The 25,939-nt window shown below is 72.1% G+C and carries 24 protein-coding genes and 1 pseudogene; 11 read left to right on the top strand and 14 right to left on the bottom strand.

All coding sequences use genetic code 11. The annotated features are described in order from the left end of the window. Positions 1–161 precede the first annotated feature (161 nt). The 3 genes from ACIBSW_RS05375 to ACIBSW_RS05385 all read right to left on the bottom strand — a co-directional run bounded on the left by ACIBSW_RS05375 (position 162) and on the right by ACIBSW_RS05385 (position 2,201). Positions 162–290: an Ms5788A family Cys-rich leader peptide gene (locus tag ACIBSW_RS05375; protein ID WP_404799224.1), complete on the bottom strand. Its 129-nt coding sequence runs from the start codon at positions 288–290 to the stop codon at positions 162–164. Positions 291–314: 24 nt separating this feature from the next. Further along, complete coding sequence (locus ACIBSW_RS05380) at positions 315–1,043, bottom strand: DUF2993 domain-containing protein (RefSeq protein ID WP_354724097.1); 729 nt, start codon at positions 1,041–1,043, stop codon at positions 315–317. Positions 1,044–1,178: 135 nt separating this feature from the next. Further along, positions 1,179–2,201 carry a hypothetical protein gene (locus ACIBSW_RS05385; protein ID WP_354724095.1) on the bottom strand — a complete coding sequence of 341 codons (1,023 nt, stop codon included), beginning with the start codon at positions 2,199–2,201 and terminating at the stop codon, positions 1,179–1,181. Positions 2,202–2,505: 304 nt separating this feature from the next. Between ACIBSW_RS05385 and ACIBSW_RS05390 the strand changes: the two genes are divergently transcribed. The 6 genes from ACIBSW_RS05390 to pstB all read left to right on the top strand — a co-directional run bounded on the left by ACIBSW_RS05390 (position 2,506) and on the right by pstB (position 8,515). Beyond that, positions 2,506–3,228: a response regulator transcription factor gene (locus ACIBSW_RS05390; protein ID WP_354724093.1), complete on the top strand. Its 723-nt coding sequence runs from the start codon at positions 2,506–2,508 to the stop codon at positions 3,226–3,228. 10 nt (positions 3,229–3,238) lie between these two features. Beyond that, on the top strand, positions 3,239–4,102 hold the full coding sequence (gene mshD, locus ACIBSW_RS05395) for a mycothiol synthase (protein ID WP_354724091.1): 864 nt from the start codon (positions 3,239–3,241) through the stop codon (positions 4,100–4,102). A gap of 272 nt (positions 4,103–4,374) precedes the next feature. After that, positions 4,375–5,463, top strand: coding sequence for a phosphate ABC transporter substrate-binding protein PstS (gene pstS, locus ACIBSW_RS05400; protein ID WP_354724089.1), 1,089 nt, complete (start codon positions 4,375–4,377; stop codon positions 5,461–5,463). A 48-nt stretch (positions 5,464–5,511) separates the two neighbouring features. Beyond that, complete coding sequence (gene pstC / locus ACIBSW_RS05405) at positions 5,512–6,597, top strand: phosphate ABC transporter permease subunit PstC (RefSeq protein WP_354724087.1); 1,086 nt, start codon at positions 5,512–5,514, stop codon at positions 6,595–6,597. A gap of 46 nt (positions 6,598–6,643) precedes the next feature. Then, a complete protein-coding gene (pstA, locus tag ACIBSW_RS05410; RefSeq protein WP_354724085.1) occupies positions 6,644–7,726 on the top strand; it encodes a phosphate ABC transporter permease PstA in 1,083 nt (360 codons plus the stop codon). 12 nt (positions 7,727–7,738) lie between these two features. Next, entirely contained in the window at positions 7,739–8,515 is a 777-nt protein-coding gene (gene pstB, locus ACIBSW_RS05415; protein WP_354724083.1) for a phosphate ABC transporter ATP-binding protein PstB, read from the top strand. A gap of 79 nt (positions 8,516–8,594) precedes the next feature. Here pstB and ACIBSW_RS05420 read toward each other — a convergent pair whose 3' ends face one another. Continuing rightward, positions 8,595–9,365 (bottom strand): NUDIX hydrolase, encoded by a 771-nt coding sequence (locus tag ACIBSW_RS05420; RefSeq protein WP_354724193.1) that lies wholly within the window; start codon positions 9,363–9,365, stop codon positions 8,595–8,597. A gap of 57 nt (positions 9,366–9,422) precedes the next feature. On the opposite strand from ACIBSW_RS05420, the gene ACIBSW_RS05425 reads away from it, so the two are divergent. Further along, positions 9,423–10,400: a Gfo/Idh/MocA family oxidoreductase gene (locus tag ACIBSW_RS05425; protein WP_354724081.1), complete on the top strand. Its 978-nt coding sequence runs from the start codon at positions 9,423–9,425 to the stop codon at positions 10,398–10,400. Positions 10,401–10,434: 34 nt separating this feature from the next. Here ACIBSW_RS05425 and ACIBSW_RS05430 read toward each other — a convergent pair whose 3' ends face one another. From ACIBSW_RS05430 to ACIBSW_RS05440, 3 genes are all read right to left on the bottom strand, one after another. Then, the gene (locus tag ACIBSW_RS05430; RefSeq protein ID WP_354724079.1) at positions 10,435–11,445 is read right to left on the bottom strand and encodes an inorganic phosphate transporter; all 1,011 of its coding nucleotides are present in this window, start codon (positions 11,443–11,445) and stop codon (positions 10,435–10,437) included. A 3-nt stretch (positions 11,446–11,448) separates the two neighbouring features. Continuing rightward, complete coding sequence (locus tag ACIBSW_RS05435; RefSeq protein WP_184988454.1) at positions 11,449–12,075, bottom strand: DUF47 domain-containing protein; 627 nt, start codon at positions 12,073–12,075, stop codon at positions 11,449–11,451. Positions 12,076–12,220: 145 nt separating this feature from the next. Then, positions 12,221–13,189, bottom strand: a complete 969-nt coding sequence (locus tag ACIBSW_RS05440; protein ID WP_404799225.1) for a hypothetical protein — start codon at positions 13,187–13,189, stop codon at positions 12,221–12,223. Positions 13,190–13,299: 110 nt separating this feature from the next. Here ACIBSW_RS05440 and sigJ point away from each other — a divergent pair, with 110 nt between their 5' ends. Further along, the gene (gene sigJ, locus ACIBSW_RS05445; protein WP_354729399.1) at positions 13,300–14,181 is read left to right on the top strand and encodes an RNA polymerase sigma factor SigJ; all 882 of its coding nucleotides are present in this window, start codon (positions 13,300–13,302) and stop codon (positions 14,179–14,181) included. On the opposite strand, the gene ACIBSW_RS05450 is transcribed toward sigJ, so the two are convergent. Continuing rightward, on the bottom strand, positions 14,164–14,670 hold the full coding sequence (locus tag ACIBSW_RS05450) for a DUF402 domain-containing protein (protein WP_354729397.1): 507 nt from the start codon (positions 14,668–14,670) through the stop codon (positions 14,164–14,166). The genes sigJ and ACIBSW_RS05450 overlap by 18 nt on opposite strands. Positions 14,671–14,690: 20 nt before the next feature. On the opposite strand from ACIBSW_RS05450, the gene ACIBSW_RS05455 reads away from it, so the two are divergent. Next, positions 14,691–16,757, top strand: coding sequence for an ATP-dependent DNA helicase (locus ACIBSW_RS05455; RefSeq protein WP_354729395.1), 2,067 nt, complete (start codon positions 14,691–14,693; stop codon positions 16,755–16,757). Here the strand turns inward: ACIBSW_RS05455 and ACIBSW_RS05460 are convergent. Then, positions 16,732–18,021 carry an AI-2E family transporter gene (locus ACIBSW_RS05460; RefSeq protein ID WP_354729393.1) on the bottom strand — a complete coding sequence of 430 codons (1,290 nt, stop codon included), beginning with the start codon at positions 18,019–18,021 and terminating at the stop codon, positions 16,732–16,734. The genes ACIBSW_RS05455 and ACIBSW_RS05460 overlap by 26 nt on opposite strands. A gap of 104 nt (positions 18,022–18,125) precedes the next feature. Here ACIBSW_RS05460 and ACIBSW_RS05465 point away from each other — a divergent pair, with 104 nt between their 5' ends. Next, entirely contained in the window at positions 18,126–18,422 is a 297-nt protein-coding gene (locus tag ACIBSW_RS05465; RefSeq protein ID WP_354729403.1) for a co-chaperone GroES, read from the top strand. A 934-nt stretch (positions 18,423–19,356) separates the two neighbouring features. Here ACIBSW_RS05465 and ACIBSW_RS05470 read toward each other — a convergent pair. Together ACIBSW_RS05470 and ACIBSW_RS05475 are read right to left on the bottom strand one after the other, a co-directional pair. After that, positions 19,357–21,000 (bottom strand): annotated as a pseudogene (locus tag ACIBSW_RS05470) (PrsW family intramembrane metalloprotease); the annotation flags it as partial. Positions 21,001–21,056: 56 nt separating this feature from the next. After that, complete coding sequence (locus tag ACIBSW_RS05475; RefSeq protein WP_354729391.1) at positions 21,057–22,253, bottom strand: FUSC family protein; 1,197 nt, start codon at positions 22,251–22,253, stop codon at positions 21,057–21,059. A gap of 38 nt (positions 22,254–22,291) precedes the next feature. Here ACIBSW_RS05475 and ACIBSW_RS05480 point away from each other — a divergent pair, with 38 nt between their 5' ends. Beyond that, positions 22,292–22,930, top strand: coding sequence for a metal-dependent phosphohydrolase (locus tag ACIBSW_RS05480; protein ID WP_354729389.1), 639 nt, complete (start codon positions 22,292–22,294; stop codon positions 22,928–22,930). Here the strand turns inward: ACIBSW_RS05480 and ACIBSW_RS05485 are convergent. From ACIBSW_RS05485 to ACIBSW_RS05495, 3 genes are all read right to left on the bottom strand, one after another. Beyond that, a complete protein-coding gene (locus ACIBSW_RS05485) occupies positions 22,914–23,198 on the bottom strand; it encodes a DUF4031 domain-containing protein (protein WP_354729387.1) in 285 nt (94 codons plus the stop codon). The two genes, ACIBSW_RS05480 and ACIBSW_RS05485, sit on opposite strands and share 17 nt — an antisense overlap. Then, positions 23,195–24,994, bottom strand: coding sequence for a glycerol-3-phosphate dehydrogenase/oxidase (locus tag ACIBSW_RS05490; RefSeq protein ID WP_354729385.1), 1,800 nt, complete (start codon positions 24,992–24,994; stop codon positions 23,195–23,197). The genes ACIBSW_RS05485 and ACIBSW_RS05490 overlap by 4 nt, the downstream gene beginning before the upstream one ends. A 69-nt stretch (positions 24,995–25,063) precedes the next feature. Continuing rightward, positions 25,064–25,900 (bottom strand): winged helix-turn-helix transcriptional regulator, encoded by an 837-nt coding sequence (locus ACIBSW_RS05495; protein ID WP_354729383.1) that lies wholly within the window; start codon positions 25,898–25,900, stop codon positions 25,064–25,066. Positions 25,901–25,939: the final 39 nt, after the last annotated feature.

The raw sequence follows: 25,939 nt of genomic DNA on the forward strand, positions 1-25,939 counted from the left end.
GTTTACTCCCTTGGTCAGGTGAGATGGGGGTGAGTCGACGCGCGGAGGAATTTCGGTCGCACCCCGCGCGGGACCCTTGTTGGAACGGATCACGTTGGGTTGGGTGCGACGGCGCCACTGCCGGGCGGAAGGTCAGATCCTGCGCAGCTTGAATGGCCCCGTCAGATGACAGGGCGACACAGGCAGGCGGCCACGCGGCACAGGTCGACCGCGCGCCTCTTGGTGAGCAACAGGCTCATGCCGGTGACCCTACCAGCGGTTCCAGAGCCCGGAACACCGTCGACCACCATCCGGGAACGAGTCAGCGGTCACAGTCAGCCGGTGCTCAACGGCACGTCGCTCGCACCGGCGGTCACCACGAGGCCATCCGGGGTCGGCTCGACCTTCTGCACCTTCATGCCGAGCGGGAGGGCCGGCACCTTCAGGTCCACGGAGATCTGCCGCACCAGGCTGTCCACCACCCCGCGCACCAGCGGGAGGTTCGGCAGGCCCTCCGCGGTCACGTCGGCGAAGGTCACGCTGACCACGCCGTCGTTGACCGCGAGGTTCACCGTGCCGCTGGCGTTGAAGGTCTGGCCGAGCACCTTGATCGGCGCGGTGCCGATCAGCTTGCCGTCACGCTCGCTGAGCGTCAGGCCCTCCCGGCCGATCAGGTCGGCCAGGTTGGCGTACGTGATAGTGCCGGCGCCGGTGACCGTGCCCGCGACGATGTCGCCGGTGCCGCTGCGGAGCGTGTCCAGGGAGGCCTTCACGTCCTCGGCGCGGATGTCGAGCAGCTTCATGTCGATCTTCTTGCCGTTGCCGGCCGGCCCGGAGAAGTCGTTCAGCAGGATCCTGATCTCCTGGTAGTTGCCGGACAGCACCTGGGTCAGGAACGGCACGCCCTCGACGGTCACGTCCGGCGGCTGCGCCGTGGCCTCCTGCGTGTCCAGCTGCGAGACGACCCGGTCGGCGATGAGCTGCTCCGCGACGGACTTGCCGACCCGGTCCGCGACGAACAGCAGGCCGAGGAGCAGCACGAGCAGCACGCCAAGGACGATCATCAGCGTCCTGCCCCGGCGTTTACGCGGCTTCTCGGACTCGTACACCTGCGCCACTGCGGCCTCCCGGTCACCTCAAGTGGCACGGTATATGCCCAGCGCCCGGATTCCGACACCATGCCGCACTCCGACACCGCATCAGGTGAGGACGAAGACCGTCATCACGTACGCGGCCGGCAGGGCCAGGGCGAACGCGCCGAGCGGGCCCTGCATGTGCCGGGCCACCCAGAACGTGGGCGCCGACCCGGCCATCCGCCGGCCGGCCTCGGAGTAGTTGACCGCCAGGTCGACCAGCTCGGCGATGCCGGCCACGACGAAGCCGAGCACCGCGCCCTTGGCCGGGGTGAACGGCAGCACCAGCACGCTGCCGAGCACTGCCGCCGCGAGCGTGCCGAGCATCGCGCCGACGATGATGCCGGTCGCGCCGCGCGGCACCTGCGGCGCGATCCGCGGCTTCGGGAAGACCGCGTCGATCAGGTGCGAGGCCAGCACCGCGACGGCGCAGGCGGTCAGGCAGACCAGCACCGCCTGCGTGCCGACCGGCTTGCGGGTGAGGACGATCAACTGCGCGAACGACACCACGCCGACCACGATGAGCAGCGTGCCGCTGAGCGAGTCGCGGAAGCGCAGCCGGTCCTGCGACCGCAGCTGCTGGCCGACGACCGCGAGCACATAGCCGATCGCCGCGACGGCCAGCAGCGGCATGACGCCGGCCGACTCGCGGGAGACGGCCAGATAGTCGGCGACGGCCGCGGCGACCACGCAGACCCCGGCGACGGTGCCGGCGGCCGGCGGCCGGATCGCCATCGTGAACGCCAGGATGTAGAGCAGCTGCACCCCGAAGACCACGATCGCGTACGACAGGCGCGCGTCCGGCCCGGACGTCTGCGCGCCGAGGATCAGCCCGATGCCCAGCAGAGCCGCGAAGCCGGCGACCGCCACCGAGAGCTGGCGGCGCACCGGTACGACCGGGATCTCCTCGTCGAACTCCTCGTCCTCGTCGTCCTCACCCTGCTCGCCGCCGCGTTTGCCGATCAGCGAGGCGGGCTCGGGTGCGCCGGCGTAGAAGCCGGAGGAGGAACGGCCCGGCGCCGAACGGGCGATCTCCCGGGAGACGTCGTCGTCCCAGGAGTCGTTGTCGCGGTGCGCGGATGGTTGCACGCCTGCGATCGTGCCAGACCCGGGGCGAGGAGTACTCATCGCGGCCGGGTCATCCTGCCCGTCATCCGGTCATATCGCGGTAATCGACTCGGGTGAAAGGCTGGTTACGATCCGGCCGTTCGGTCACCTCAGGGGCGTAGTTCACATCACTCGGTGATCTGGCCGGGGTCCATGAGCTGGCGAATCGGATAAGGTACTCCCAGCCCACCCGTCGGTGACGCCGGGGATAAGTCCTTTCCGGTGGCTCAACCCTGAGTTGCGCAGACCGGGTCACCCGTGCGGCCTTCGTGCCGCGAGGATCGAGGTGAGTGTGGAAATCCTCCTGTTGGTGACGACGCGTGCCGGTGAGTCTTCCGCCGTGTTGCCCGCGCTGGACCTCCTGCCCCACTCGGTGCGCACCGCCCCCCGGGACGTGCGCACTCTGGTTTCCGGGCCGAGCCCGGACGCCGTGCTCGTCGATGCCCGCTCGGAGCTCTCCGAGGCCCGCGCGACCTGCCGGATGCTGCACGCCACCGGCATCGGCGTCCCGCTCATGGCCGTGGTCACCGAGGCCGGCCTGATCGCACTCAACGCCGACTGGGGTGTCGACGACGTCATCCTGGCCACGGCTGGTCCGGCCGAGGTCGAGGCCCGGCTTCGCCTCGCGGTCGGGCGCCTGACGAACGCGACCGCCGGCGCCGGCGGCTCGATCCGCGCCGGCGAGCTCAACATCGACCCTGACACCTACGCCGCCAAGCTCAAGGGCCGGCCGCTCGACCTCACCTACAAGGAGTTCGAGCTGCTGAAGTTCCTGGCGCAGCACCCCGGCCGGGTCTTCACCCGCGACCAGCTGCTGCGCGAGGTCTGGGGCTACGACTACTTCGGCGGCACCCGCACGGTCGACGTGCACGTGCGGCGGCTGCGGGCCAAGCTCGGCTCGGAGTACGAGTCGATGATCGGCACCGTTCGCCAGGTCGGCTACAAGTTCGTGGTTCCGCCGAGCGGCCGCAAGCTGCCCGACAACGAGCCCGTCTCGCTGCCGGTCTGAGCGCTCCCGCATGACTGAAGTCCGGCCTCTGGACCGGCTCTCCCCCGCCGAGGCGGCCGACGTGCTCACGTTGGCCGCTGCGGCGGCCGAGGCCGACGGCGTCCACCCGCTCTCCGAGGACGGCGTCCTCGGCCTGCGCGGCACCGGCCGGACCCACCTGCTCGCCTACCAGGACGGATCCCTCGCGGGCTACGCCTATGTCGACGATCTGTCGGGCGAGCTCGTGGTGCACCCCAAGCACCGGCGGCGCGGCGTCGGCACCGCGCTGCTCGCGGCCGCCGGCCCCCGGGCGCGGCAGTTCTGGGCGCACGGCGACGACGAGGGCGCCCGCGCCTTCGCCGAGGGGTCGGGCTTCGCCCGCTCGCGCGTCCTCTGGCAGATGCGGCGCGGCCTCGCCGACCTGCCCGCGGTCCCATTGCCCGACGACGTGACCGTGCGGGCCTTCGTGCCCGGCGCCGACGACGAGGCCTGGCTGGCGGTCAACTCCCGCGCCTTCGCGCACCACCCCGAGCAGGGCCGCTGGACCGCGGACGATCTGCGGCTGCGCCTCGCCGAGCCCTGGTTCGACCCGGCCGGCTTCCTGCTGGCGGTCGACCCGGCCGGCGAGTTGCTCGGTTTCCACTGGACCAAGGTTCACCCCGCCGAGGGCGGTGAGCCGGCGATCGGCGAGATCTACGTGCTCGGCGTCGACCCGGGCGGCCACCGCCGGGGCCTCGGCGCCGCCCTGAGCGTCGCCGGGCTGCACCACCTCGCGGGCCGCGGCCTGTCGCACGCGCTGCTCTACGTCGACGAATCGAACTCGGCCGCTGTCGCGCTCTACCGCCGGCTCGGCTTCGAGGTCCACTCGACCGATGTCATGTACAGCCGCCCGTAACCAACTCCCGTAGCGGGTTGTATCCGCGGCATCACCTTGCGTCCAAAGAGAACGCAGGATAACGCCCAAATCGGACGCAGAGCGCTGAGTTCACTTTACGGACAACCCCTCCTTGGCCAAAGGCCACCGCCCGGCGTCTACGTGTTCACCCTCCGTTCACTCTTGGCCGGGGAGCCGGTCACCTGGCGCTCCTAGCTTTCCGGGTGTGCCGATGAAAGTTCGGCCGGCCGGGACCTCGGAGCCCGGAGATGCGTTCAATTGAAGGGACACCCGTGAAGCTCCAGCGGTACTACGTTGCCGGCATTGCCTTGACCGCCGCGCTCGCACTCACCGCGTGCGGCTCTGACAACACCGACTCGCCCGCCGGGGCCGCGTCTGTCGCGCCCGGCAGCTGCACGGCGGGTCAGCTCACCGCGCAGGGCTCGTCGGCGCAGAAGAACGCCATGGACGAGTGGATCAAGACCTACCAGGGTCAGTGCGCGGACACGAAGATCGGATACGAGGGCACCGGCTCCGGCGCCGGCATCCAGGCGTTCATAGCCGGGACCGCCGACTTCGCCGGTTCCGACTCCGCCCTGAAGGAGGAGGAGCAGCCGCAGGCCGACGCCAAGTGCCCGGGCGGCCAGGCGCTCAACCTCCCGATGGTCATCGGCCCGATCGCGGTCGTCTACAACCTCGACGGCGTCGACGGCCTGCAGCTGTCGTCCCCGGTCCTTGCCAAGATCTTCGCCGGCAAGATCACGAAGTGGAACGACCCGGCCATCGCCGCCGAGAACTCCGGCGCGAAGCTGCCCGACGCCACGATCGCGTCGGTGCACCGCTCGGACGAGTCGGGCACGACCGACAACTTCACCAAGTACCTGAGCAAGACCGCCGAGGCGGACTGGACCTTCGGCAACGCCAAGGCGTGGAAGGCACCGGGCGGCACCGGCGCGGCCAAGTCCGACGGCGTGACCACCGCGGTCAAGAGCACGCCCGCCTCGATCTCCTACGTCGAGCTCTCCTACGCGGAGAACAGCGACCTGCAGAAGGCCAAGATCAAGAACGGTGCGGGCGAGTACACCGAGCTGACCGGCGAGAGCGCCGGCAAGACCATCGCGGGCGCCAAGGTCGCGGGCACCGGTGACGACCTGAAGCTCGACATCGACTACGCCACCACCGAGCCGGGCGCGTACCCGATCGTCCTGGTCACCTACGAGATCGCCTGCAGCAAGGGCAGCGCCAAGGCGGCCGCGATCAAGGGCTTCCTGACCTACACCGCGAGCACCGCCGGGCAGTCCGCGCTGGGCGAGCTGGGCTACGCCCCGCTGCCGGAGGCCGTTCGCGCCAAGGTCGAGGCCTCGGTCGCCAAGATCTCCTGACCGTTCGCACCGTATCCCATCCCCCTCTACACGACTGCGAGCGAGCGCATGGGTGACTATCCCTCCCGCTCGGCGAACGCCAGCGCCGGCGGATCGAGTGTGACTGCACGTCATGCCCGGTCCGCCGGCACCGGCGTACCGCCGATCCCTCCCGACGACTTCGACGGCCGCCGTTCGCCGCTCGGCGGCGGGGGCGCCCTGCCCAGGAAGTCGCGGTTCTCGATCGAGACCGGCTTCCGGGGAGTCAGCAAGGCCTCCGGCGCGATGGTGCTGGTCATCATCGTCGCCATCGCGATCTTCCTGATCTCGGAGGCGGTGCCCGCCCTGCAGGCGAACACCGAGAACTTCTTCACCTACAAGGCCTGGTTCCCCAACGACGCCGAGCCGAAGTTCGGCATCGCCGCGCTGGCCTTCGGCACCGTGCTGACGTCGACCATCGCGCTGATCCTGTCGGTGCCCATCGCCCTGGGCATCGCGCTCTTCCTCTCGCACTACGCGCCGAAGCGCCTCGCCACGCCGCTGGGCTTCACCGTCGACCTGCTCGCCGCGGTGCCCAGCGTCGTCTTCGGCCTCTGGGGCCGCGACGTCCTCATGGAGCCGGTACAGGAGCTCTCGGTCTGGCTGAACAAGTACTTCGGCTGGCTGCCGATCTTCGGCGGCGACGGGCCGTTCGGCCGCTCGGTCCTGCTCGGCAGCCTGGTGCTGGCGATCATGGTGCTGCCGATCATGACCTCGCTGTCCCGGGAGGTCTTTCAGCAGACCCCCGCCATGAACGAGGAGGCCGCCCTCGCCCTCGGCGCCACAAAGTGGGAGATGATCCGCACGGCCGTCCTGCCGTACGGCAAGCCCGGCGTCATCGCCGCGGTCATGCTCGGCCTGGGCCGCGCGCTCGGCGAGACCATCGCGCTGGCCATGACCCTCGGCATCGTCTTCAACATCTCGTTCAACCTGATCGAGAACGGCGGCAACAGCATCGCGGCCAACATCGCCAACACCTTCGGCGAGGCCAACGAGACCGGCCGCGGCGCGCTCATCGCCTCCGGCCTGGTGCTCTTCGCCATCACGCTGGTGGTCAACATGGCGGCGCGGGCGATCATCTACCGCCGCCGCGAGTTCCGGGACAGTGCGGCATGACCGAGCGCAGTGAGGGCCGCGAGGGCATGCCCAAGGGGAGCCGAGCATGAGTCTGCTGGAGAGTGAAGCCGCCGGCGTGGCGATGACGCCGGAACACATCCGGAGCAGGCGGCTGCCGCCGGCCACCAACCTCGGCGTCGCCGCCGCGGGGCTCGTCGTCGCCGCCGCGCTCGTGTTCGGCCTCGGCATCGGCGGCTGGGTCCTCGTCGTCGTGCTCGGCACGGTGTTCTACCTGGCCGGGCTCTACGCCGCGGCCACCCGCGTGGAGGGACGCCGCTCGGCCCGCGACCGCTTCTGGAAGACGCTGATCTACACGGCCTGCCTCCTGGCGGTACTCCCGCTCGCCGCGGTCGTCTGGACGCTGGTGACCAAGGGCATCGCCCGCCTGGACGGGAACTTCTTCGGCACCTCGATGAACAACATCGGCGCCCGGGACCCCGACGGCGGCGCGTACCACGCGATCGTCGGCACCCTCATGCAGGTCGGGCTCGCCACCCTGATGGCGGTGCCGCTCGGCGTGCTCGGCGCGATCTACCTGGTCGAGTACGGCCGCGGCCGGTTCGCCCTGACGGTCCGCTTCTTCGTCGACGTGATGACCGGCATCCCGTCGATCGTCGCCGGCCTCTTCATCCTGTCGTTCTGGGTGCTCAAGGTCAGCCCGATCTTCAACAACGGCACCCCGCGCTTCTCCGGGTTCGCCGCCTCGCTGGCGCTGACCGTGCTGATGCTGCCGACGATCGTGCGGTCGACCGAGGAGATGCTGCGGCTGGTGCCCGGGCCGCTGCGCGAGGGCGCGTACGCCCTGGGCGTTCCACAGTGGAAGACGATCCTCAAGGTCGTACTCCCCACCGCGCTGCCCGGCATCGTCACCGGCGTCATGCTCGCCGTCGCCCGCGCGGCCGGCGAGACGGCACCGGTGCTGCTCGTCGCCGGCGGCGCCGCGGCGATCAACTTCGACCCGTTCGCCGGCAACCAGTCCTCGCTGGCCCTCTTCGTCTACCAACAGGCCGGCGACGCGTCCAAGTACGCGCCGCAGCGGGCCTGGACGGCGGCCCTGACGCTGGTCGCCCTCGTGCTGGCGCTGACCGTAGCCGCCAAGCTCCTCGCCCGCCGCAACCGGCTGTCCTGAAAGGTGTCCCCCATGGCCAAGCGCATCGAGGCGAGGAACGTCTCGTCCTACTACGGCTCGTTCAAGGCGATCGACAACGTCTCCATGACCGTGGAGCCGAAGACGATCACCGCCCTGATCGGCCCGTCCGGCTGCGGCAAGTCGACGTTCCTGCGGTCCGTCAACCGCATGCACGAGGTGCTGCCCAACGCCCGCATCGAGGGCAGCCTGACGATCGACGACCAGAACATCTACGACGCCGACGTCGACGTCACCGCCGTGCGCCGCATGATCGGCATGGTCTTCCAGCGCCCCAACCCGTTCCCGACGATGTCGATCTACGAGAACGTGGTCGCCGGCCTCAAGCTCAACGGCGTGCGCAAGAAGTCGGTGCTCGACGAGGCCGCCGAGAAGTCGCTGAAGGCGGCGAACCTCTGGGACGAGGTCAAGGACCGCCTCGCCCGCCCCGGCGCCGGCCTCTCCGGCGGCCAGCAGCAGCGCCTCTGCATCGCCCGCACCATCGCGGTCGAGCCGCAGGTCGTGCTCATGGACGAGCCCTGCTCGGCGCTCGACCCGATCTCGACGCTGGCGATCGAGGACCTGATGTTCAAGCTGAAGGACCGCTTCACGATCATCATCGTCACGCACAACATGCAGCAGGCCGCCCGGGTCAGCGACAAGACCGGCTTCTTCTCGATCGAGAAGACCGGCGACCCCGGCCGCCTCATCGAGTACGACGACACGCAGAAGATCTTCAGCAACCCGTCCGAGCGCAAGACCGAGGACTACATCACCGGCCGCTTCGGCTGAACCGACGCCGCAGCCACCCGAAGGCCTCCCGGTAACCCCAGGAGGCCTTCGCGCCTTCGGGCTCAGGCCGGCGGCGCGGCTAGGGGATGTGCAGGATGGCGCCGTCGGGGGTCAGTTCGACGGTGGGCATGACCGGAGCGGCGGCGTCGCGGCCGGACGAGGCCGCGACGACCTCTTCGAGGCTTCCGTACGCGGACAGTTCGTTCAGCATCACCCGCGTAGGCGGGAGCATGGCCAGGCCGTTGGCGGCCGCCGGGCTGATCCAGGTGGTCCGGTCGGCCTCGCCGGACACGTCGCGCGCCGACTGCCCCACCGGGAGCAGGGCGACGAAGAACCAGGTGTCGAAGCGCTTGGGCTCGAACTCCGGCGTGATCCACCGGGCCCAGGGCAGCAGCAGGTCGTCGCGCAGCCGCAGGCCCCGCTTGTCCAGCAGGTCGGTCATCGTCAGCTCGCGGCGCTGCACGGCCGCGCGTTCGGCCTCCCACTCCGTACCGCTGACGTCGCCGACCGTGCGGTCCGGCTGCTCGCGCGGGCCGGCCAGCAGCACCCCGGCCTCCTCGAAGAGCTCGCGGGCCGCCGCGCCGACCACCGCCCGGGCCTCGGCCTCCGGCTCGCCCAGCCGGCGCGACCAGTCCTGCTTGAAGGTCTCGGGGCGGTCGTCGGGGTCGACGCCGCCGCCGGGGAACGCGTAGACGCCGCCGAAGACCATCGTGGTCGCGCGCCGTAGGACGTACACCTCGAAGGCCTCGGCCGCCGGCCGCAGGAGGACCACGGTGGCCGCGGGGCGCGCTGGTGCCGGGGTGCCGCGGAAATCTCGGGCCCGCTGCAGCATGGCCGCCGGCAGCGGCATGGATTCGCTCACCGTTCGATCCTGCCACCCGGGCCCGGAGGGCGATACGGTGCGATCATGACCGAGAAAGTTGTCCGCTGGGGCATCCTTGGTACCGGCGGTATCGCCTCGACATTCGCGACCGACCTGCTCCTCGTGCCCGGCGCCGAGCTCGCGGCCGTCGGCTCCCGTACCCCTGAAGCCGCGGCGGCGTTCGCCGGGCGGCACGGCTTCGCGCGTTCGCACGGCTCCTGGGCCGCACTCGCCGCCGACCCCGACGTCGACGTGATCTACGTGGCGACCCCGCACGCGGCGCACTTCGACGCGGCGATGACCTGTCTCGCGGGCGGCAAGGCCGTGCTCTGCGAGAAGCCGTTGACCCTCGATCTGCCCTCCTCGCAGCGGCTGGTGCAGGAGGCGCGCACCCGCGGCCTGTTCCTGATGGAGGCCATGTGGATGCGCCTCAACCCGGCGATCCGCCGCATCGTCGAGCTGATCGGCGAGGGCGCGATCGGCGAGGTGACCAACATCCACGCGGACTTCGGGCTGCAGGGTCCGTTCGAGGCGACGCACCGGCTGCGCGACCCCGCGATGGGCGGCGGCGCGCTGCTGGACCTGGGGGTGTACCCGCTCAACCTGGCGCACCTGATCCTCGGCCTGCCGTCCGCGGTGCGCAGCTGGGCGCGGCTGACGCCGGAGGGGGTCGACGACAACACCGGGATCCTGCTGGGCTGGGACTCCGGCGCGCTCGCGGCGCTGTCCTGCAGCCTGGTGAGCGAGACCCGCACCGCGGCGTCGATCACCGGCACGCTGGGCCGGATCGACCTGCCGCAGGGCTTCTTCGCGCCGCGCGGCTTCGTGCTGCACCGCGTCGGCGAGCCGACGGAGGACGTCTCGTTCCCGTTCCCGGGCAACGGCTACCAGTACGAGGCCGAGGAGGTGCAGCGCTGCCTGGCCGAGGGCCTGCTGGAGTGCCCGCTGATGCCGCACGCGACGACCCTGGAGATCATGGGCCTGATGGACTCCATCCGCGCCGAGCTCGGCGTCGTCTACTGAAACGGCGGGGCCCGGCCGGGCCCCGCCGTTCAGCTCAGCCGCCGAAGATCGGCCGCACCAGGAAGTAGACGAGGCAGGCGATCGCGGCCGCCGCCGGGAACGTGGTGATCCAGGCCATGATGATGTTGCCGGCCATGTTCCAGCGGACCGCGCTCAGCCGCTTCGTGGCGCCGACACCCATGATCGCCGAGGTGATCGTGTGCGTCGTCGAGATCGGCGCGTGCAGGACCAGCGCGTTGAAGAACAGCACGGAGCTCGCCACCGTCTCGGCCGCGAAGCCCTCCGCCGGGCCCAGGTCGATGATCTTGCGGCCCAGGGTGCGGATGATGCGCCAGCCGCCCGCGTAGGTACCGGCCGCCAGCACCGCGGCCGACGTCCAGAACACCCACCACGGGATCTCCGTCGCACTGTCCTGGAAGCCGCCCGTGTAGAGCGCCAGGACGATGATGCCCATGGTCTTCGCCGCGTCCTGCATGCCATGGCCGACCGACATGCCGGCCGCCGACACAGTCTGCGCGATCCGGAAGCCCCGGTTGAGCTTGCCCGGGTGGCCGCGGCGGAAGATCCACATGATCGCGACCATGACGATGAAACCGAGGATGAAGCCGACGAACGGCGACGCCACCATCGGGATCAGCACCTTCTCGACGATGGTGCCCCACTCGACCGTGCCGTGGCTGGCGAACAGCGTCGCGCCGACCAGGCCGCCGAAGAGCGCGTGCGACGAGGAGGACGGCAGGCCGAAGTACCAGGTGATCAGGTTCCAGACGATCGCGCCGACCACGCCGGCGAAGACCACGCCGAGGCTGGCGATGCCGGGCGGGAGCTTGACCAGGCCGTCGCCGACCGTCTTGGCTACCTCGGCGCCGAAGTGCGCGCCGACGAAGTTGCCGACCGCGGCCATCGCCAGGGCGACGCGCGGGGTCAGGGCCCGGGTGCTGACGCTGGTGGCGATGGCGTTCGCCGCGTCGTGAAAACCGTTGGTGTAGTCGAAGGCCATCGCGGCGATGATCACCGCGAGCACGGCTATGAGCTCGGGGGACAAGGCCTAGGACTCCTTGACCGTGATGGTCTCGACCGTGTTCGCCACGTGCTCGAAGGCGTCGCACGCGGCCTCGAGCTCGTCGGCGACCTCCTTCATCTTCAGGACCGTCAGCGCGTCGTACTCGCCGGAGAAGAGGCGGACCAGCAGCATCCGGTACGCCCGGTCGCCGTCGTTCTCCAGGCGGTTGATCTCGATCCAGTACTCCTCGAGATTCTTCATGCTCTTGAGCCGCGGCATCGCGTCCGCGGTGATCTTGGCCTGCTGGTCGAGCACGGTCACCAGCTCGTGCATCTCGCGCGGCAGCGACGGCAGCTCGGTGAGGCCGTACAGGTAGAGCAGGTTGCCGACCGCCTCGAGGTGGTCCATCACGTCATCGAGGTGCGAGCCCAGCTGGTAGATGTCCTCGCGGTCGAACGGCGTGATGAACGTCGAGTTGATCTTCTTGTACAGGGTGTGGGTGATCTCGTCGCTGTCGTGCTCGACGTCCGACAGGCGGTCGCTGACCGACTGCACGTCCGCGCCGGGCAGCGCGAGCTCGTTCAGCAGCCCGGTGCCCTTGACCAGGTTCTGGGCGGCCTTGCTGAACAGCTCGTAAAAGGCGCCCTCGGTGGGGCGGAAGGAGAACTTCACGGCGCGAACCTCGATCGAGGAGTGGACGAGACGGAGGAATGCTAGGTAACCCCTCCCCCGTTGCCGATCTCGCCTACCCCTGCTTAGCGGCAGTTCAAGGCTCGTTCACTCGCCGTTAACCTAAAATGCCGCCTATCTGGCTCTTTCAGACAGTCTGGGCGATGTCCGGTCGGGGAGCGGTCGGACGCGGGGTCGGCGTGAGCCGGCGCCCCACCGGGGCGGACGGCAGCCGTGGCGGGGCGGGACGGGTCACCGGATGCCGGCGCAGGTGCCGGGCCAGACCGGCCTGGTCGGCGTCGGCGATGACGTCGACACCGGCGGCGCCGAGCTCCGCCCAGACCGCCCGCCGGGCCCGCCGGGCGCCCTCGGGCAGCCCCGAGAACCGGACCGTGCGCCCGTCCTCGTGTGCGGCGCGCACCATCGCGTGCAGCAGGTGCCGCTCCTCGGCGGAGATCGGCTCGCGGCCGTCCCAGCCGAACCGCCGGTTCCACGCCTCGCTGACCATCGGCACCAGCGTCGGCGGCGCGGACGCGGTGCCGAGGTCGTCGAAGGTGCCGTCCGCGAACGCGTACCGGCGGCGCTGGCCGCCGAGCAGCTCCCGGACGTCGACGATGCCCGTGATGACCACCGTGACCGCGCCCGGGTCGAGGCGGCCGTCGACGCAGCGGCTCAGCAGCGGGGCGTGGTCGCGCAGCTGCTGATCGAGCATCCGGTACGCCCGCAGCAGCGTGTCGGCGTCCCGGTTCGGCCCGGTGAACTCGACGACGAGCCGGAACGGCACCCGCTGGTCACGGCAGAGCCGGCCGCCGCGCGCCTGCGCCCGGGCGAAGAGCGGCGAGAGCACCAGCCGGCGCAGCGTACGGCCGGGCTGCGGGGTTCCGGGGCCCATGAACAGCTCGCCGTGCGGCCCCGGCCGGACCGGCACGGTGAGGCCGGCGAGCCCGCGCCGCAGCACGTCGGGCAGCGGGTCAATGACCTGGTTGCCGACGAGCGCATGCCCGGCCGGCAGGTACGCCCGCGGACGCCGGGCCACCGCGACGCCCACGGTCGCCGCGCCGGCGGCACCCGTGACCCCGGCCAGACCGCCGAGGAGCGCCGCCACGTCGTTCGTCATCGCCTGCCCCCGCTTTCCGAGAACGCGAAATAGGACTAAATGGTCTTATAGCGCTACCACTGTGTCACATGAGACAGGTGTTACAGGGCAATCTGGCGCAGAATTCCTTCATGCCGTCTGAGGACTTCGAGGCCGAGCGGCCCCGGCTGCTCGCCGTCGCGTACCGGATGCTGGGCAGTCGGGCCGAGGCCGAGGACGTCGTCCAGGAGGCCTGGCTGCGCTACCACGCCGCCCGGGCGGACGAGATCCGCGACCCGCGCGCTTGGCTGACCACGGTCACCGGGCGCCTCTGCCTGGACGTGCTCAGGTCGGCCCGGGTACGCCGCGAGGCGTACCCCGGCCAGTGGCTGCCGGAGCCGGTCGTCTCGCCGCTGGACGACCCGGCCGAGAAGGTCGCGCAGCGGATGGACGTGAGCCTGGCGCTGCTCGTCGTGCTCGAGCGGCTGACGCCGGAGCAGCGGGTCGCGGTGGTGCTGCACGACGCGTTCGCGGCGCCGTTCGACGAGATCGCCGCCGTGCTCAACACCAGCCCCGGCGCGGCGCGCCAGCACGCCTCCCGGGGCCGGCGCGCGGTGGCCGAGGGGCAGTCCCGGCACACCGCGGACCTCGCCGAGCAGCGGGCGGTCCTCGAGGCGTTCCTCAAGGCGGCAGCCTCCGGCGACCTGTCCGCCCTCGCGGCCGTGCTCGCGCCCGAGGTCGTGGCGATCGGCGACGGGGGCGGCGTGGTCAACGCGGGCCGCAGGCCGGTACTCGGCGCGGACCGGGTGGCCCGCTTCTTCGTGGGCACCCTCGACCGGTTCGCCAGGGCAGGCGTCGACGTCATGATCGAGCCGGTTCTGGTGAACGGCGACGCCGGCGTGCTGCTCCGCGGCGACTACCCCGACGGGCGCCGGCTGTTCGCCGTGCTGGGCGTCGCCGTCGCGGACGGCCGCATCACGGCGATCTACAACCAGCTCAACCCCGACAAGCTCGGCTCAGTCGACGACCGCTGACAGCCATTTCCGGTACGCGGACGCGAACGGCTCGGAGCCGTCACCCAGAGCGGTGAAGAGGCGCCGGGCGGCGGCGTTCGCCTCCGTGACGACCTCGTCGGTGTAGCCGAAAGCGACCCGGTGCTCCTCGAACTCGTCCTCGTCCCGCAGCTCGATGAGCCCGGAGTCCCGCCGGCGCGAGACGTCGAGGTCCAGGTCGACGATGTGCACGGTGTCGCCCTCCCAGCGCGCGGGAGTCGCGACGTCGCAGTAGACCTCGCTGGTCCGCGGCGGCGGGTTGAACATGCCGGTCCACCAGGCGTTATGCGGGATGAGCAGGACGAACGGAATCTGCTCCACCGAGGGCTGGCCGTGGTATACGGAGACCGTGCCGCGTGTCACACCGACCCAGACTCCCAGGTCGTCCTCGTTGAGCCGGCGCGCGGGATAGTCCCGGTGAGCGGTGCCGTCGTACTTGGTGTAGACGACCCGGACAATCTCGCTCGGCATGACAAGACCCTAACGGTGACATGGTTTCGTCGGTGGTGGCGGGTACGGTCTCCGACGTGACCGCCGCGACCCGCAAGAAGGCAACCGCGTCCCAGCTTCTCGCCGCCGCCGTCGGTGCGGTGCCGGGTGGGTCATCCCGGCCGGGACAGGAGCAGATGGCCGCGGCCATCGAACGGGCGGTCAAGGAGCGCGAGCACCTGTTGGTGCAGGCCGGGACCGGCACCGGCAAGTCGCTCGCCTATCTGACCCCGGCCCTGCTGGTCGACGGCCCGGTGGTGGTCTCGACCGCGACGCTGGCCCTGCAGAACCAGCTGGTGGAGCACGACCTGCCCCGCCTGGCGGACGCGGTGGAGCCGGTGCTCGGCCGCCGGCCGACGTTCGCGGTCCTCAAGGGCCGGCACCACTACCTCTGCGCGGCCAAGCTCGAGCACGCCGACGAGGAGGCGCCGACCGACACCCTCTTCGACGACGCGCCGCCGAAGGCGACCCAGTGGCTGGGCGAGGCGGGCCGGCTGGGAAAGCAGATCCTCCGCGTGCAGCAGTGGGCGGAGAAGACCAAGACCGGTGACCGCGACGAGCTGGATCCCGGCGTGGACGAGACGGCCTGGCGCCAGGTCTCGATGCCGGCCCGCGACTGCGTCGGCGCGGCCCGCTGCCCATACGGCGCCGAGTGCTTCGCCGAGGCGTCCCGGGTCCGGGCCCGCGAGGCGGACATCGTGGTGACCAACCACAGCCTGCTCGCGGTCGACATGCTGGCCGAGCGCAACATCGTGCCACCGCACAAGCTGCTGATCGTGGACGAGGCACACGAGCTGGCCGACCGGGTCTCCTCGGCCGCGCAGGCGGAGCTGACCCCCGAGGCGATCGAGCGTGCCTCGAAACGGGCCCGGCCCCTGGTCTCGCCGGCCGCCGCGGAGTCGCTCGCCGAGGCGGCCGACTCGCTGACGGTCGGCCTCGGCGAGCTACCGGCGGGGCGCCTGACCACCGGCCTGCCCCCGCTGCTGCACCGGGCGATCCTGCTGGTCGACTCCGCGACCCGGGCGGCGCTCGACGCGATCGGCGACGTCAAGAACGACGACCCCGATCCGGTACGCAAGCAGCAGGCCAAGGCCGCCCTGGACGACCTCTCGACGACCGCGCAGCGCCTGCTGGAGGAGTCGGAGTTCGACGTGGCCTGGGTGGAGAAGTCCGACCTGGGCAACGGCCGTCGGGCGCTGGTCGTCGCGCCGCTCTCGGTGGCGGGCACCCTGTCCACCAGCCTCTACGCCGAGCGCACGGTGGTCGCCACCTCGGCGACGTTGACGCTGGGCGGCCGCTTCGACACCGTCGCCAGATCCCTCGGCCTGCCCCTGGCGGCCCCGGTACCGGCGGCCCGGGCGGCCGCCGCGCCCCCGGTCTCGGGCGACGGCTGGAGCTCCCTGGACGTCGGCTCGCCCTTCGACTACCCCCGCCAGGGCATCCTCTACGTGGCCGCGCACCTGCCGCGGCCGGCGGCGTCCGGCCTGCCGGACGCGGCCGGCGAGGAGCTCATCAAGCTGGTTTCGGCGCTCGGCGGCCGCACCCTCGGCCTGTTCTCGTCCCGGCGCGCCGCGACCCAGGCGGCGGAGCTGCTCCGGGCCCGCACCGACCTCCCGGTGCTGCTGCAGGGCGAGGAATCCCTGCCGATCCTGGTCCGCAAGTTCCGGGAGCAGCGGGAGAGCTGCCTGTTCGGCGTGATGTCCCTCTGGCAGGGCGTGGACGTGCCGGGCGACGCCTGCCAGCTGGTCGTGATCGACCGGCTGCCGTTCCCCCGCCCGGACGAGCCCCTGGCCGCCGCGCGCGCGGCCGCGGTGGACGCCGGCGGCGGCTCGGGCTTCGCCGCGGTGAGCGTCCCCATCGCGGCGGTCCGGCTGGCGCAGGGCGTCGGCCGCCTGATCCGCTCCACCGGCGACAAGGGCGTGGTGGCCGTCCTGGACTCGCGCCTGGAGACGGCGCGCGGCTACGGCGCCTTCCTCCGCCAGTCCCTCCCCCCGTTCTGGTACACGACCAGGCCGGAGGTGGCGCTCGGCGCCCTGAAGCGCCTCAGGTCGCCGGCTCCTCCGCGGTGACGATGACGGCATCCGGCGGCACCTCGGGTCTGCTCCGGGCCAGCCGCCGGACGCCCGTGTTCAGGACGGCGATCAGCGGCACGGCGACCAGCGCCCCGATGATCCCGGCCAGGACCACCCCGGAGGCGATTCCGATGATCACGACGAGCGGATGGATGGCGACCGCCCGTCCCATGATCAATGGCTGCAGGATGTGGCCCTCGACCTGCTGCACCAGGATCACCGCGCCCAGCACGATCAGGGCGATGACCCAACCCTCGTCCACGAGCGCGACCAGCACCGCGACCGCCCCGGAAACGCTCGCACCCACGATCGGGATGAACGCGCCCAGGAACACCAGCGCCGCCAGCGCGAACGCGAACTCGACGTCCAGGATCACCAGCGCCAGCCCGATACCGGTCGCGTCGATGAACGCCACCAGCACGGTCGCCCGCACGTAGGACCCGAGCGTCGACCAGGACGCGTCGCCGGCGTCCGACAGGCTCCATCGCACGTTGACCGGGAACAACCGCACCAGGAAACGCCAGATCTTGCGGCCGTCACGCAGGAAGAAGAACGTCGCGAACAGCACCAGCAACGCCCCGGTCATCACCTCGAACAGCGTCGTCGCGGTCGCCACGCCGGTCGCCGTGAGCGACGACGTGTTCGCGTTGACCCACTCCTCCGCCGAGTCGACCGCCTGCTTGACCTGGTCGTCCGACAGGTGCAGCGGCCCGTTGCGGGCCCAGCCCTGAATCTTCTCGACGCCCGAGATCGCCTTCGTGGTCAACGAACCCACGCCGTTGACGAACTGGTTGACCACCACCGTCAGCGTGCCGGCCACCGCCGCGATGCCGCAGATCAGGACCAGGAACGTCGCGAGCGACGGCGGCAGCCGGAACCGCCGCAGCCAGCCGACCGCCGGCGACAGCAGCGCGGACAGCAGCAGCGCGATGGCCAGCGGGATCACGACGATGCTGATGATGCCGATGAAGCGGAGCAGCACCCAGCCGAGGACCCCGACGACGATCAGCCGCCACGACCACGCCGCCGCGATCCGCAGCGAGTGCGGCACCTCGGCGTCGTCGCGGCTCGCGGTCGACTGGTCGTCGATCAACAGGTCAGGCGGAGGTATCTCGAACTCGGCCTCCTGGTCGTCGGGGGCGCGATCGCTCTCGACGCGCGCCGTGCGCACCGACTCGCGGCCCGCCTCGTACGCCCGGCGAAGGTTCTCCCGGACCCGTTCCAAGCGGCTCAACCCGCTTACCCCCTCGTCCGTCGTCACGCGGTTCCACCGTAGTCGAGACCGGCTCATCCGCACGTCAGGCTCCGGCGTACCGTCCTCTCGTGAGCACCGACACCCGCACCGAGGCCGGGCTGCCGATCCGGATGTTGCACGACCGCGTCCTCGTCCGGCTCGACGGGGGCGACGGCGAACGCCGCTCCAGCGCCGGCATCGTCATCCCCGCCACCGCAACGCTGGGCCGCCGCCTGTCCTGGGCCAAGGCAGTCGGCGTCGGGCCGAACGTGCGCTCGATCGTCCTCGGCGACCGGGTGCTCTTCGACCCGGAGGACCGCGCCGAGGTCGAGCTGCACGGCAAGGAGTACGTGCTGCTGCGCGAGCGCGACGTGCACGCCGTCGCGGCAACCCGCGTCGAGGCGGACGGAACCGGCCTGTACCTGTAGCGGCCATTTTCCGGTACGTCCACAGCGGACGTTCGCGTCAGTCGCCGCGCGGCGTCCCGTCGGCGGGACCGGGGTCGGGCGCCCGCTCGCCGGAGGGCCGGCGGTAGTCCGGTTCGGGCTGGTTCGCGGCGTCGTGTCCCTGGCGGGTGTAGTCGATCCAGGTCTCACCGGGAGCGGCGGGCCGGATCGGCGTGTCACCGGCACCGGCCGGGGCCTCCCCACGGGCGGGGCCGGCGGCCGGGTGGGCGCCCCCGGAGGCCTGGCCGGGTACGGGTGCTCCGGAGCCGGGCGCCGGGCCGCCGCCGGGCGGGCCGTAGGCGGGCCGGATGTGGCCGGCGGCCGGCGCGCCGTAGCCGGGCCCGGGGCTCTCCCCGTGGCCGTAGCCGGAGGTGTCCTGCCCCGGTCCGGGAGCACCGTAACCAGGCTGAACGCCATAACCCGGCGGGACGCCATAGCCAGGCTGAACGCCGTAACCAGGCTGGACGCCGTAGCCCGGCTGAGCGCTGTAGCCCGGCGGGACGCCATAGCCAGGCTGAGTGCCGGAGCCCGGCTGAGCGCTGTAGCCCGGCGGGACGCCATAGCCAGGCTGAGTGCCGGAGCCCGGCTGAGTGCCGTAGCCCGGCGGGACGCCATAGCCAGGCTGAGTGCCATAGCCGGGCTGAGTGCCATAGCCCGGCTGAGTGCCATAGCCCGGCTGAGCGCCATGCCCCGGCGGGACGCTGTAGCCCGGCGGGACGCCGTAGCCAGGCTGAGTGCCATAGCCCGGGGGTCCGTAGGCCGGGGCGCCGTAAGCCGGGGGTCCGTAGGCCGGAGGGCCGTAGGCCGGCGTGCCGGAAGCCGGGGCACCGTAGGACGGGGTGCCATAGGGCGAGGTGCCATAGGACGGGGAGCCGTAGCCCGGGGCGCCGGCCATCGCCGGGTAGGGGTTCGGTGGGAGGCGGACCGGGACCGGGACCACCGGTTCCTCCGGCGCGTTCACGGTGCGCGTCACCCCGTCCGGGAAGGCGATCTGATAGGCCATCCCGTCCCAGAACGCCTGCGGCATCTGCGGGTCCCGGCCGACGAAGATCGACCGGTAGTCCGTGATCGCCGTCAAAAGCCGGCGCTCCTCCTCCATCGACTTCCACTGCTCCGCCGGCGTGCGGTCCAGGCCGCGCTGCATCCGGTCCCGCAGCAGGGCGAGCTGGGTGCCCGCGAGCTGGAAGCCACGCATCGCCTTGACGCCCGCGTCCCCGGCCACCCGCTTGGCCCAGCGGCGCGCCGAGTGGCGGCGGCCGAGGCTGCCCAGCGTCGCCACCTCGGGCGGGGACAGCCAGCCCGCGCGAACGTAGCCCGGCAGGATCCGCTCGGTGAGCCGCCCCTCGTAGCTGCGCAGGGCGATCGCGAAGCCGACCACCAGGAAGAAGAACGGGACCATGAAGCCCAGGTAGCCGTACAGCATGATCAGGGTCTCGCCGGTGGCCACCGAGAGCGTCGGCAGCAGGTTGAACATGCCGTGCAGGATCATCGCGGCCAGCAGGCCCGCGATCGGGGCCAGCCACTTCACCCGGCGGTCCGCGGAGCGGGCGGCCAGGCCCATGCCGATGCCGGTCATCGAGGTGAAGAGCGGGTGCGCGAAGCCGGTGAACAGGATGCGCACGATGAAGATCAGGAAGAGGTTCTGGATGCCGGTCGCCGGGCCGTACTGGTCGACGCCCGAGGCGTAGCCGTGGCCACCCAGGTAGAGCACGTTCTCCACCATCGCGAAGCCCAGCGCGGAGAGTCCGCAGTAGACGATGCCATCCGTGATGCCGGACCACTCCCGGCGTCGGCGCCAGAGCAGCAGGAACGGCCCGAGCGCCTTCATCGACTCCTCGATGAACGGCGCGACGAGCACCGCCACCAGCGCGTCCGGCAGCCCGAGCCGGTCGAAGCCCCACGACGCCGCCGAGTTGACGCCGATCGCCACCAGGGTCGCCACCGCGGAGCCCCACGCGAAGCAGAAGATCAGATAGCGGGTCGGCTCCGGCTCGTACCGGTCCAGCCAGAGGAAGCACCCGACCAGGACCGGTACCGGCAGGATCGCCGCGACCAGGCCGACCGCCAGGCCGACGGGGCCGTTGCTGAAGCCCAGGATGACCAGCATCACGATCGCGCAGGCCGCGATGACGGTGATCACGGTGGCCAGCGGCAGCCAGCGACGCCATCCGGTCTGGCGCCCGGACGCCTTGCCGACCACCGCGTAGTCGGGCACGCCGTCCGGTGCGACAGCGGGCTCGGCGTCCGAGGCCGGGATCAGGCCGACCGTCGGCGCGGCGCCGGCGAGCGACCCCGGCCCAGCGAGCGACTCCGGCACAGCGTCCGAGGCCGGGAACAGGCCGACCGTCGGCGCGGCACCGGCGGCGTCGGTGTCCGCGGGCGCGGGCGCGGGCGCGGGCGGCAGCATCGACGGGCCCGGCTCCGGAGCGAAGGCCGAGGGTGACGGCGCGGCGGGATCCGGCGCCGGCCAGGGCGGCGCGGCGGGATCCGGCGCCGGCGAGGCCGGAGCCGCGGGGACGGGTGCCGGGTCGGGCGACCCGCCGGGAGCTACGTCGGCCATCCCGTCAGCGTAGCCACCCCGCCGCGCCCCGGCGGTCCCGCGGCGGCGCAATCGGATCAAGGACGCGAAATCCAGCCCGGGCCGGGGAGCCCGGGGTGCTTCCGGGCGGCATGCGCCCGCCCGTGCCGCCCGAACGCCCGCCGTACCAGGCGCGGTGCCTCCTCGTACTCGACGCCGGTCGCCCGGAGCAGGTCGGAGACCGTGGTGCGGATCTGCGCGACGACGACCCCGCCGGAGAAGCCGACCCCCTCGTCGTACGCCCGGCCGGACTCGGCCACCGCCCGCAGCGCGCGCTCCCGGGTCGCGACCGGCTCGACGCCCTTTCTCCACTCCGCGCGGAGCAGGTCGACGGCGTCGGCGAGCAGCAGCATCGACGCGGCCAGCGACTCCGGCGTCGGCTCCTCGTCGTCCAGCCCGGTCAGCACGCGACGGGCCAGCACCCGGACGTTGCGCAGCGCGTACGTCACCTCGTCGGCGCCCTCCAGGTACCGGTTCAACCGGCTGCGGGAGCGCCACCGGGCCGGCGCGAAGGCCACGTTCTCGCTGGCGGCGGAGGCCGCCTGATCGAAGGCGGTGAAGTCGCGCTCCGCGGCCCGTAGCCGGTCGAGCGCCTCGCGCACCGGATCGGTCTGCCCGACCCGCAGCCCCTCGGCGATCGCCCGCAGGCCCTCGGCGAGCTCCTCCAGCGCGGGCTCGGCGGCGCGGCGCACCACCTTCACCGGGTTGAGCGGCAGCAGCGTCATGACGGTCAGGCCGACCGCGCCGCCGATGAGCGCGTCGAAGAACCGGCTGAACGGCTGGCCGGGGAGCGTGGCCAGCGTCACGACCAGCACCGCCGACGAGGCGGACTGCACGACCAGGGGCGCGGCGGCGCCGACCGCCGTCGGCACCACGATGGCCAGCACGACGACCAGGGCGATCTGCCACCCGCCGCTGCCGATCAGCAGGATGAGCGCGTCGCCGACGCCGATGCCGACGGCGACGCCGACCACCAGCTCACCCATGCGCCGCGCCCGTTTGCCGGCCGAGGAGGCGAGCGTGACGACGGCGGCGGTCGGCGCGAAGAACGGGCTCTGCCGGTCGAGGACGTCGTACGCGATGAACCAGGCGAGCCCGGCCGCCACCCCGGCCTGCAGGGCGAGCGGGAAGACCGCCCGTACCCGGGAATAGCCGAGACCGGCACCGGAGCGGGACCGGCCGGGCAGTCCGGCGAGTGCGGCCGCGAGCCGAGCGCGTGCGCCGGCGACCGTCATGTCTGCGACCCTAACCGCGCGCATGCCAGGATTGCGCCGTGACGACGCATGTTGACCGTTGGGTGCTGGCGGCGCGCGGTGCCGGCGCCAGCGCCGGCGACCCGGACCTGGCCGCGGCCGGCGAGTACCTGCTGACCCGCTGGTCAGAGCCGCAACGGCAGTACCACACCGTGGCGCACCTGACCGCCGTGCTCGATGTGATCGACCGGCACGCCGACCTGGCGACGGCCCCGGACCGGGTCCGGCTCGCCGCCTGGCTGCACGACGCGGTCTACGACCCGCGTGCGCTCGGCGACGCCAACGAGCGCGACAGCGCGGAGTTCGCCGAGGGGCTGCTCGCGACGCTCGGGGTGCCGGCCGAGACGGCGGCGGAGGTGGCCCGGCTGGTCGGCCTGACGGCGGGGCACGCGACGGGCGAGGACGACCGCGACGGCGAGCTGCTCTGCGACGCCGACCTGGCGATCCTGGCGAGCGACCCGGACGGCTACGCGGCGTACACGGCCGCGATCCGCCGGGAGTACGCGCACGTGCCGGACGACGCCTTCCGCGGCGGCCGGGCGCAGGTGCTGAAGGCGCTGCTGGAGCTGCCCTCGATCTACCGGCACCCGCCGCTGCGGGCGGCCTGGGAGGACTTGGCGCGGGCGAATCTCGAGGCCGAGCTCAAGACGCTGAGCTGAACGACTTCGGGCTGAGGTGCTTCGGGCGGCGCAGGCCGGCGGCGCGCAGGCGGGCGGAGAGATCGCGGGACCGGACCAGCGTGGCGCCGAGCCAGAGCGCCGCCTGGAAGCGGGCGGCCGGGATGTCGTAGTGGTCCCGGTCGAACGCGCGCCGGGGCACGCCCAGCATCTCGGCGAAGACGTGCAGCTCGGCGTAGGAGAGGTCGCTGACCAGGTGGGACCAGAGCCGCCCCCGGCCCGGCCAGCGCGGCTCGTCGACGAGTATCAAAGATCGACTTCGAGCAGCTCCGTGCCCCGGTCGGCCGCGTAGCCCCGCACGTCGGGCACCCCGAGGCGGGCCGCGTCGGCGGTGAGGTCGTCCGGCATCTTCTGCGACTGCCGCTCGGCCTCGACCCGGGCCAGGTAGTGCTCGATCTCCCGGTCCTGGACCGCCTTGTCCCAGCCGAGCGCCTCGCCCATCACCGCGGCCGCGTGCGCGGCGGTCTCGGCGCCGCGGTGCGGCGTCTCGATCGAGATCCTGGTGCGCCGGGTCAGCACGTCGTCGAGGTGCAGGGCGCCCTCGGCCTGCGCCGCGTAGGCGACCTCGGCCGCCAGGTACTCGGGTGCGCCGGCGAGCGGCGTGGCCAGCTCCGGCTTCGCGGCGATCATGGCGAGCAGGTGCACGGTGAGGGTGCCGTACCGCTCGAGGAGGTGCTCGACGACGCCGGCGGTGACGCCGTGCCGGCGGGCGATGTCCTGCCGGTCGCGCCAGGCGGCGGCGAAGCCGTCGGCGCCGAGCAGCGGGAGCTGATCGGTGCGCGAGGGCCGCGCGGGCCCGCCGAGCCGGCGCACGGCCCGGTCGATGACGTCGGCGGCCATGACCCGGTAGGTCGTGTACTTGCCGCCGGCGACGAGCAGCAGCCCGAGCATCGGCTCGACGACCGCGTGCTCGCGCGACAGCTTCGAGGTGGAGTCGGCCTCGCCGGAGAGCAGCGGCCGCAGCCCGGCGTAGACGCCCTCGATGTCGTCGGTGGTGAGCGGCCGGTCGAGCACGGTGTTGACCTGGTCGAGCAGGTAGCTGATGTCGCGCGCGGAGGCGGCCGGGTGCGACCGGTCCAGCTGCCAGTCGGTGTCGGTGGTCCCGATGATCCAGTGCCCGCCCCACGGAATGACGAACAGCACCGAGGTCGGCGTGCGCAGGATCAGCCCGGCCTCGCCGGTGATAGCCGAGCGGGGCACGACGAGGTGCACGCCCTTGGAGGCCCGGACCCGCAGGCCCGGCCGCACGCCGACGTCGCTGAGCATGCGCGACAGGTCGTCGCTCCACACGCCGGTCGCGGCGACGACAGTGCGCGCCCGCACCTCGATCTCGGGCGAGTCGGGCGCCTCGAGATCGCGGACCCGGACCCCGACGACCTCCCGCGCCTCGCGGACGAAGCCGGTGACTCGGGCGCTGGTGACGACGGCGGCGCCGAGGCTGGCGGCGGTCCGGGCCAGGTTGACCACGAGCCGGGCGTCGTCGACCTGGCCGTCGTAGTAGCGGATGGCCCCGACGATCTTGTCGGCCTGCAGGCTGGGGAAGAGGTGCCGGGCGCCGTCGCGGGTCAGGTGGCGGTGCAGCGGCATGCCGCGCCCGCTGCCGAACACCCCGGCGAACGCGTCGTACGCGGCGACGCCGAGCCCGTAGTACGCCCGCTGCCAGACCCGCGCGGGCGGCGAGGCCGGGGGCAGCGGAACGAGGATCGGCACCGGCCGTACGAGATGCGGCGCGAGGCGGCTGGTGAGCAGGCCGCGCTCGGTCAGCGCCTCGTGCACGAGGTGCAGCTCGAGCTGCTCGAGGTAGCGCAGGCCGCCGTGGATCAGCTTGCTGGATCGGCTGGACGTGCCGGCGGCCAGGTCGCGGGCCTCGACCAGGGCGACGCTCAGGCCGCGCGAGGCGGCATCCAGCGCGGCGCCGGCGCCGGTGACCCCGCCGCCGATGACGAGGACGTCGAACTGTTCGTCGCGCAGCCGTCGCAGATCGGTGACGCGGCGGATCGGAGAGAGCCGGCCGGCGGCGTATCGGGAGACCGAGGGTGAGCGCACAACCCCCACGTTAGCGCCGACTTGTATCACCCCGGCGGATGAATATCACGGGTGATCCCGCCGTATACATCAAGTGACCAGGGCGCGAACCTGATCGAGCATCTCCGTCACCGATGCCGCGGGGTCCGTCACCGGGAACTGGACCGCGCGGATCGTCGCGGTCGGGTCGGCCAGCAGGGTCACCCGCTTGAAGCGATCGACGCCCGCCACCCGGAACGTCGGCAGCCGCAGGCCGGCGGCCAGCCTGCCTCCTGCGTCGCAGACCAGCGGGAACGGCAGCCGAGCGTGCGCCGCGAACGCCGCCAGCTGGTCCGGCCGCTGGGTGCTGACGCCCCTGATCTCGGCGCCGGCCGCGGCGAAGTCGGCGGCCCGGGCCGCGTACGTCATCGACTCCAGGGTGCAGCCGGGCGCGCCCGGGATGTCGGCCCAGCCCGGCGGGTAGTCCGTTGCGCCCGGCGCGAACGCGCCCGGGAAGAAATACAGGACCGTCCAGCCCGAGATCTCCGCCGGCACCTGGCGGCCGACCAGGGCGTGCACGCGATGGTGCTCCGCGGACTCCGGCCGCGCCGACGCCGTCAGCGAGCCGTCGCCGAGCACGTGGCGGGTGCCCCAGTCCTGCAGCGCGACCAGGACCGGGAGCAGCCCCTCGCCCTTCGGGGTCAGCAGGTAGTCGTAGCGGGGCGGGTGCTCCGAGTACGCGACCCGCCGCAGCACGCCGTGCTCGACCAGCGCCGACAGGCGTTCGGTCAGCGCCCGGCGGCTCACGCCCAGGGTGCGCTGCAGCGCCTCGAACCTGGTCACCCCGCCGGCCACGTCCCGGATCACCAGGAAGGTCCACCAGTCGGTGAGCACGCCGAGGGCCTGCTCGATGCCGCAGTCGGCATCAATGAACTCGACCCTTCGCACGCCCTCAACTATAGTCCGTTCCAAAATGAAACTGACTGG

This window comes from Actinoplanes sp. NPDC049668, assembly GCF_044465445.1.
In the GTDB taxonomy this organism is placed as follows: domain Bacteria; phylum Actinomycetota; class Actinomycetes; order Mycobacteriales; family Micromonosporaceae; genus Actinoplanes.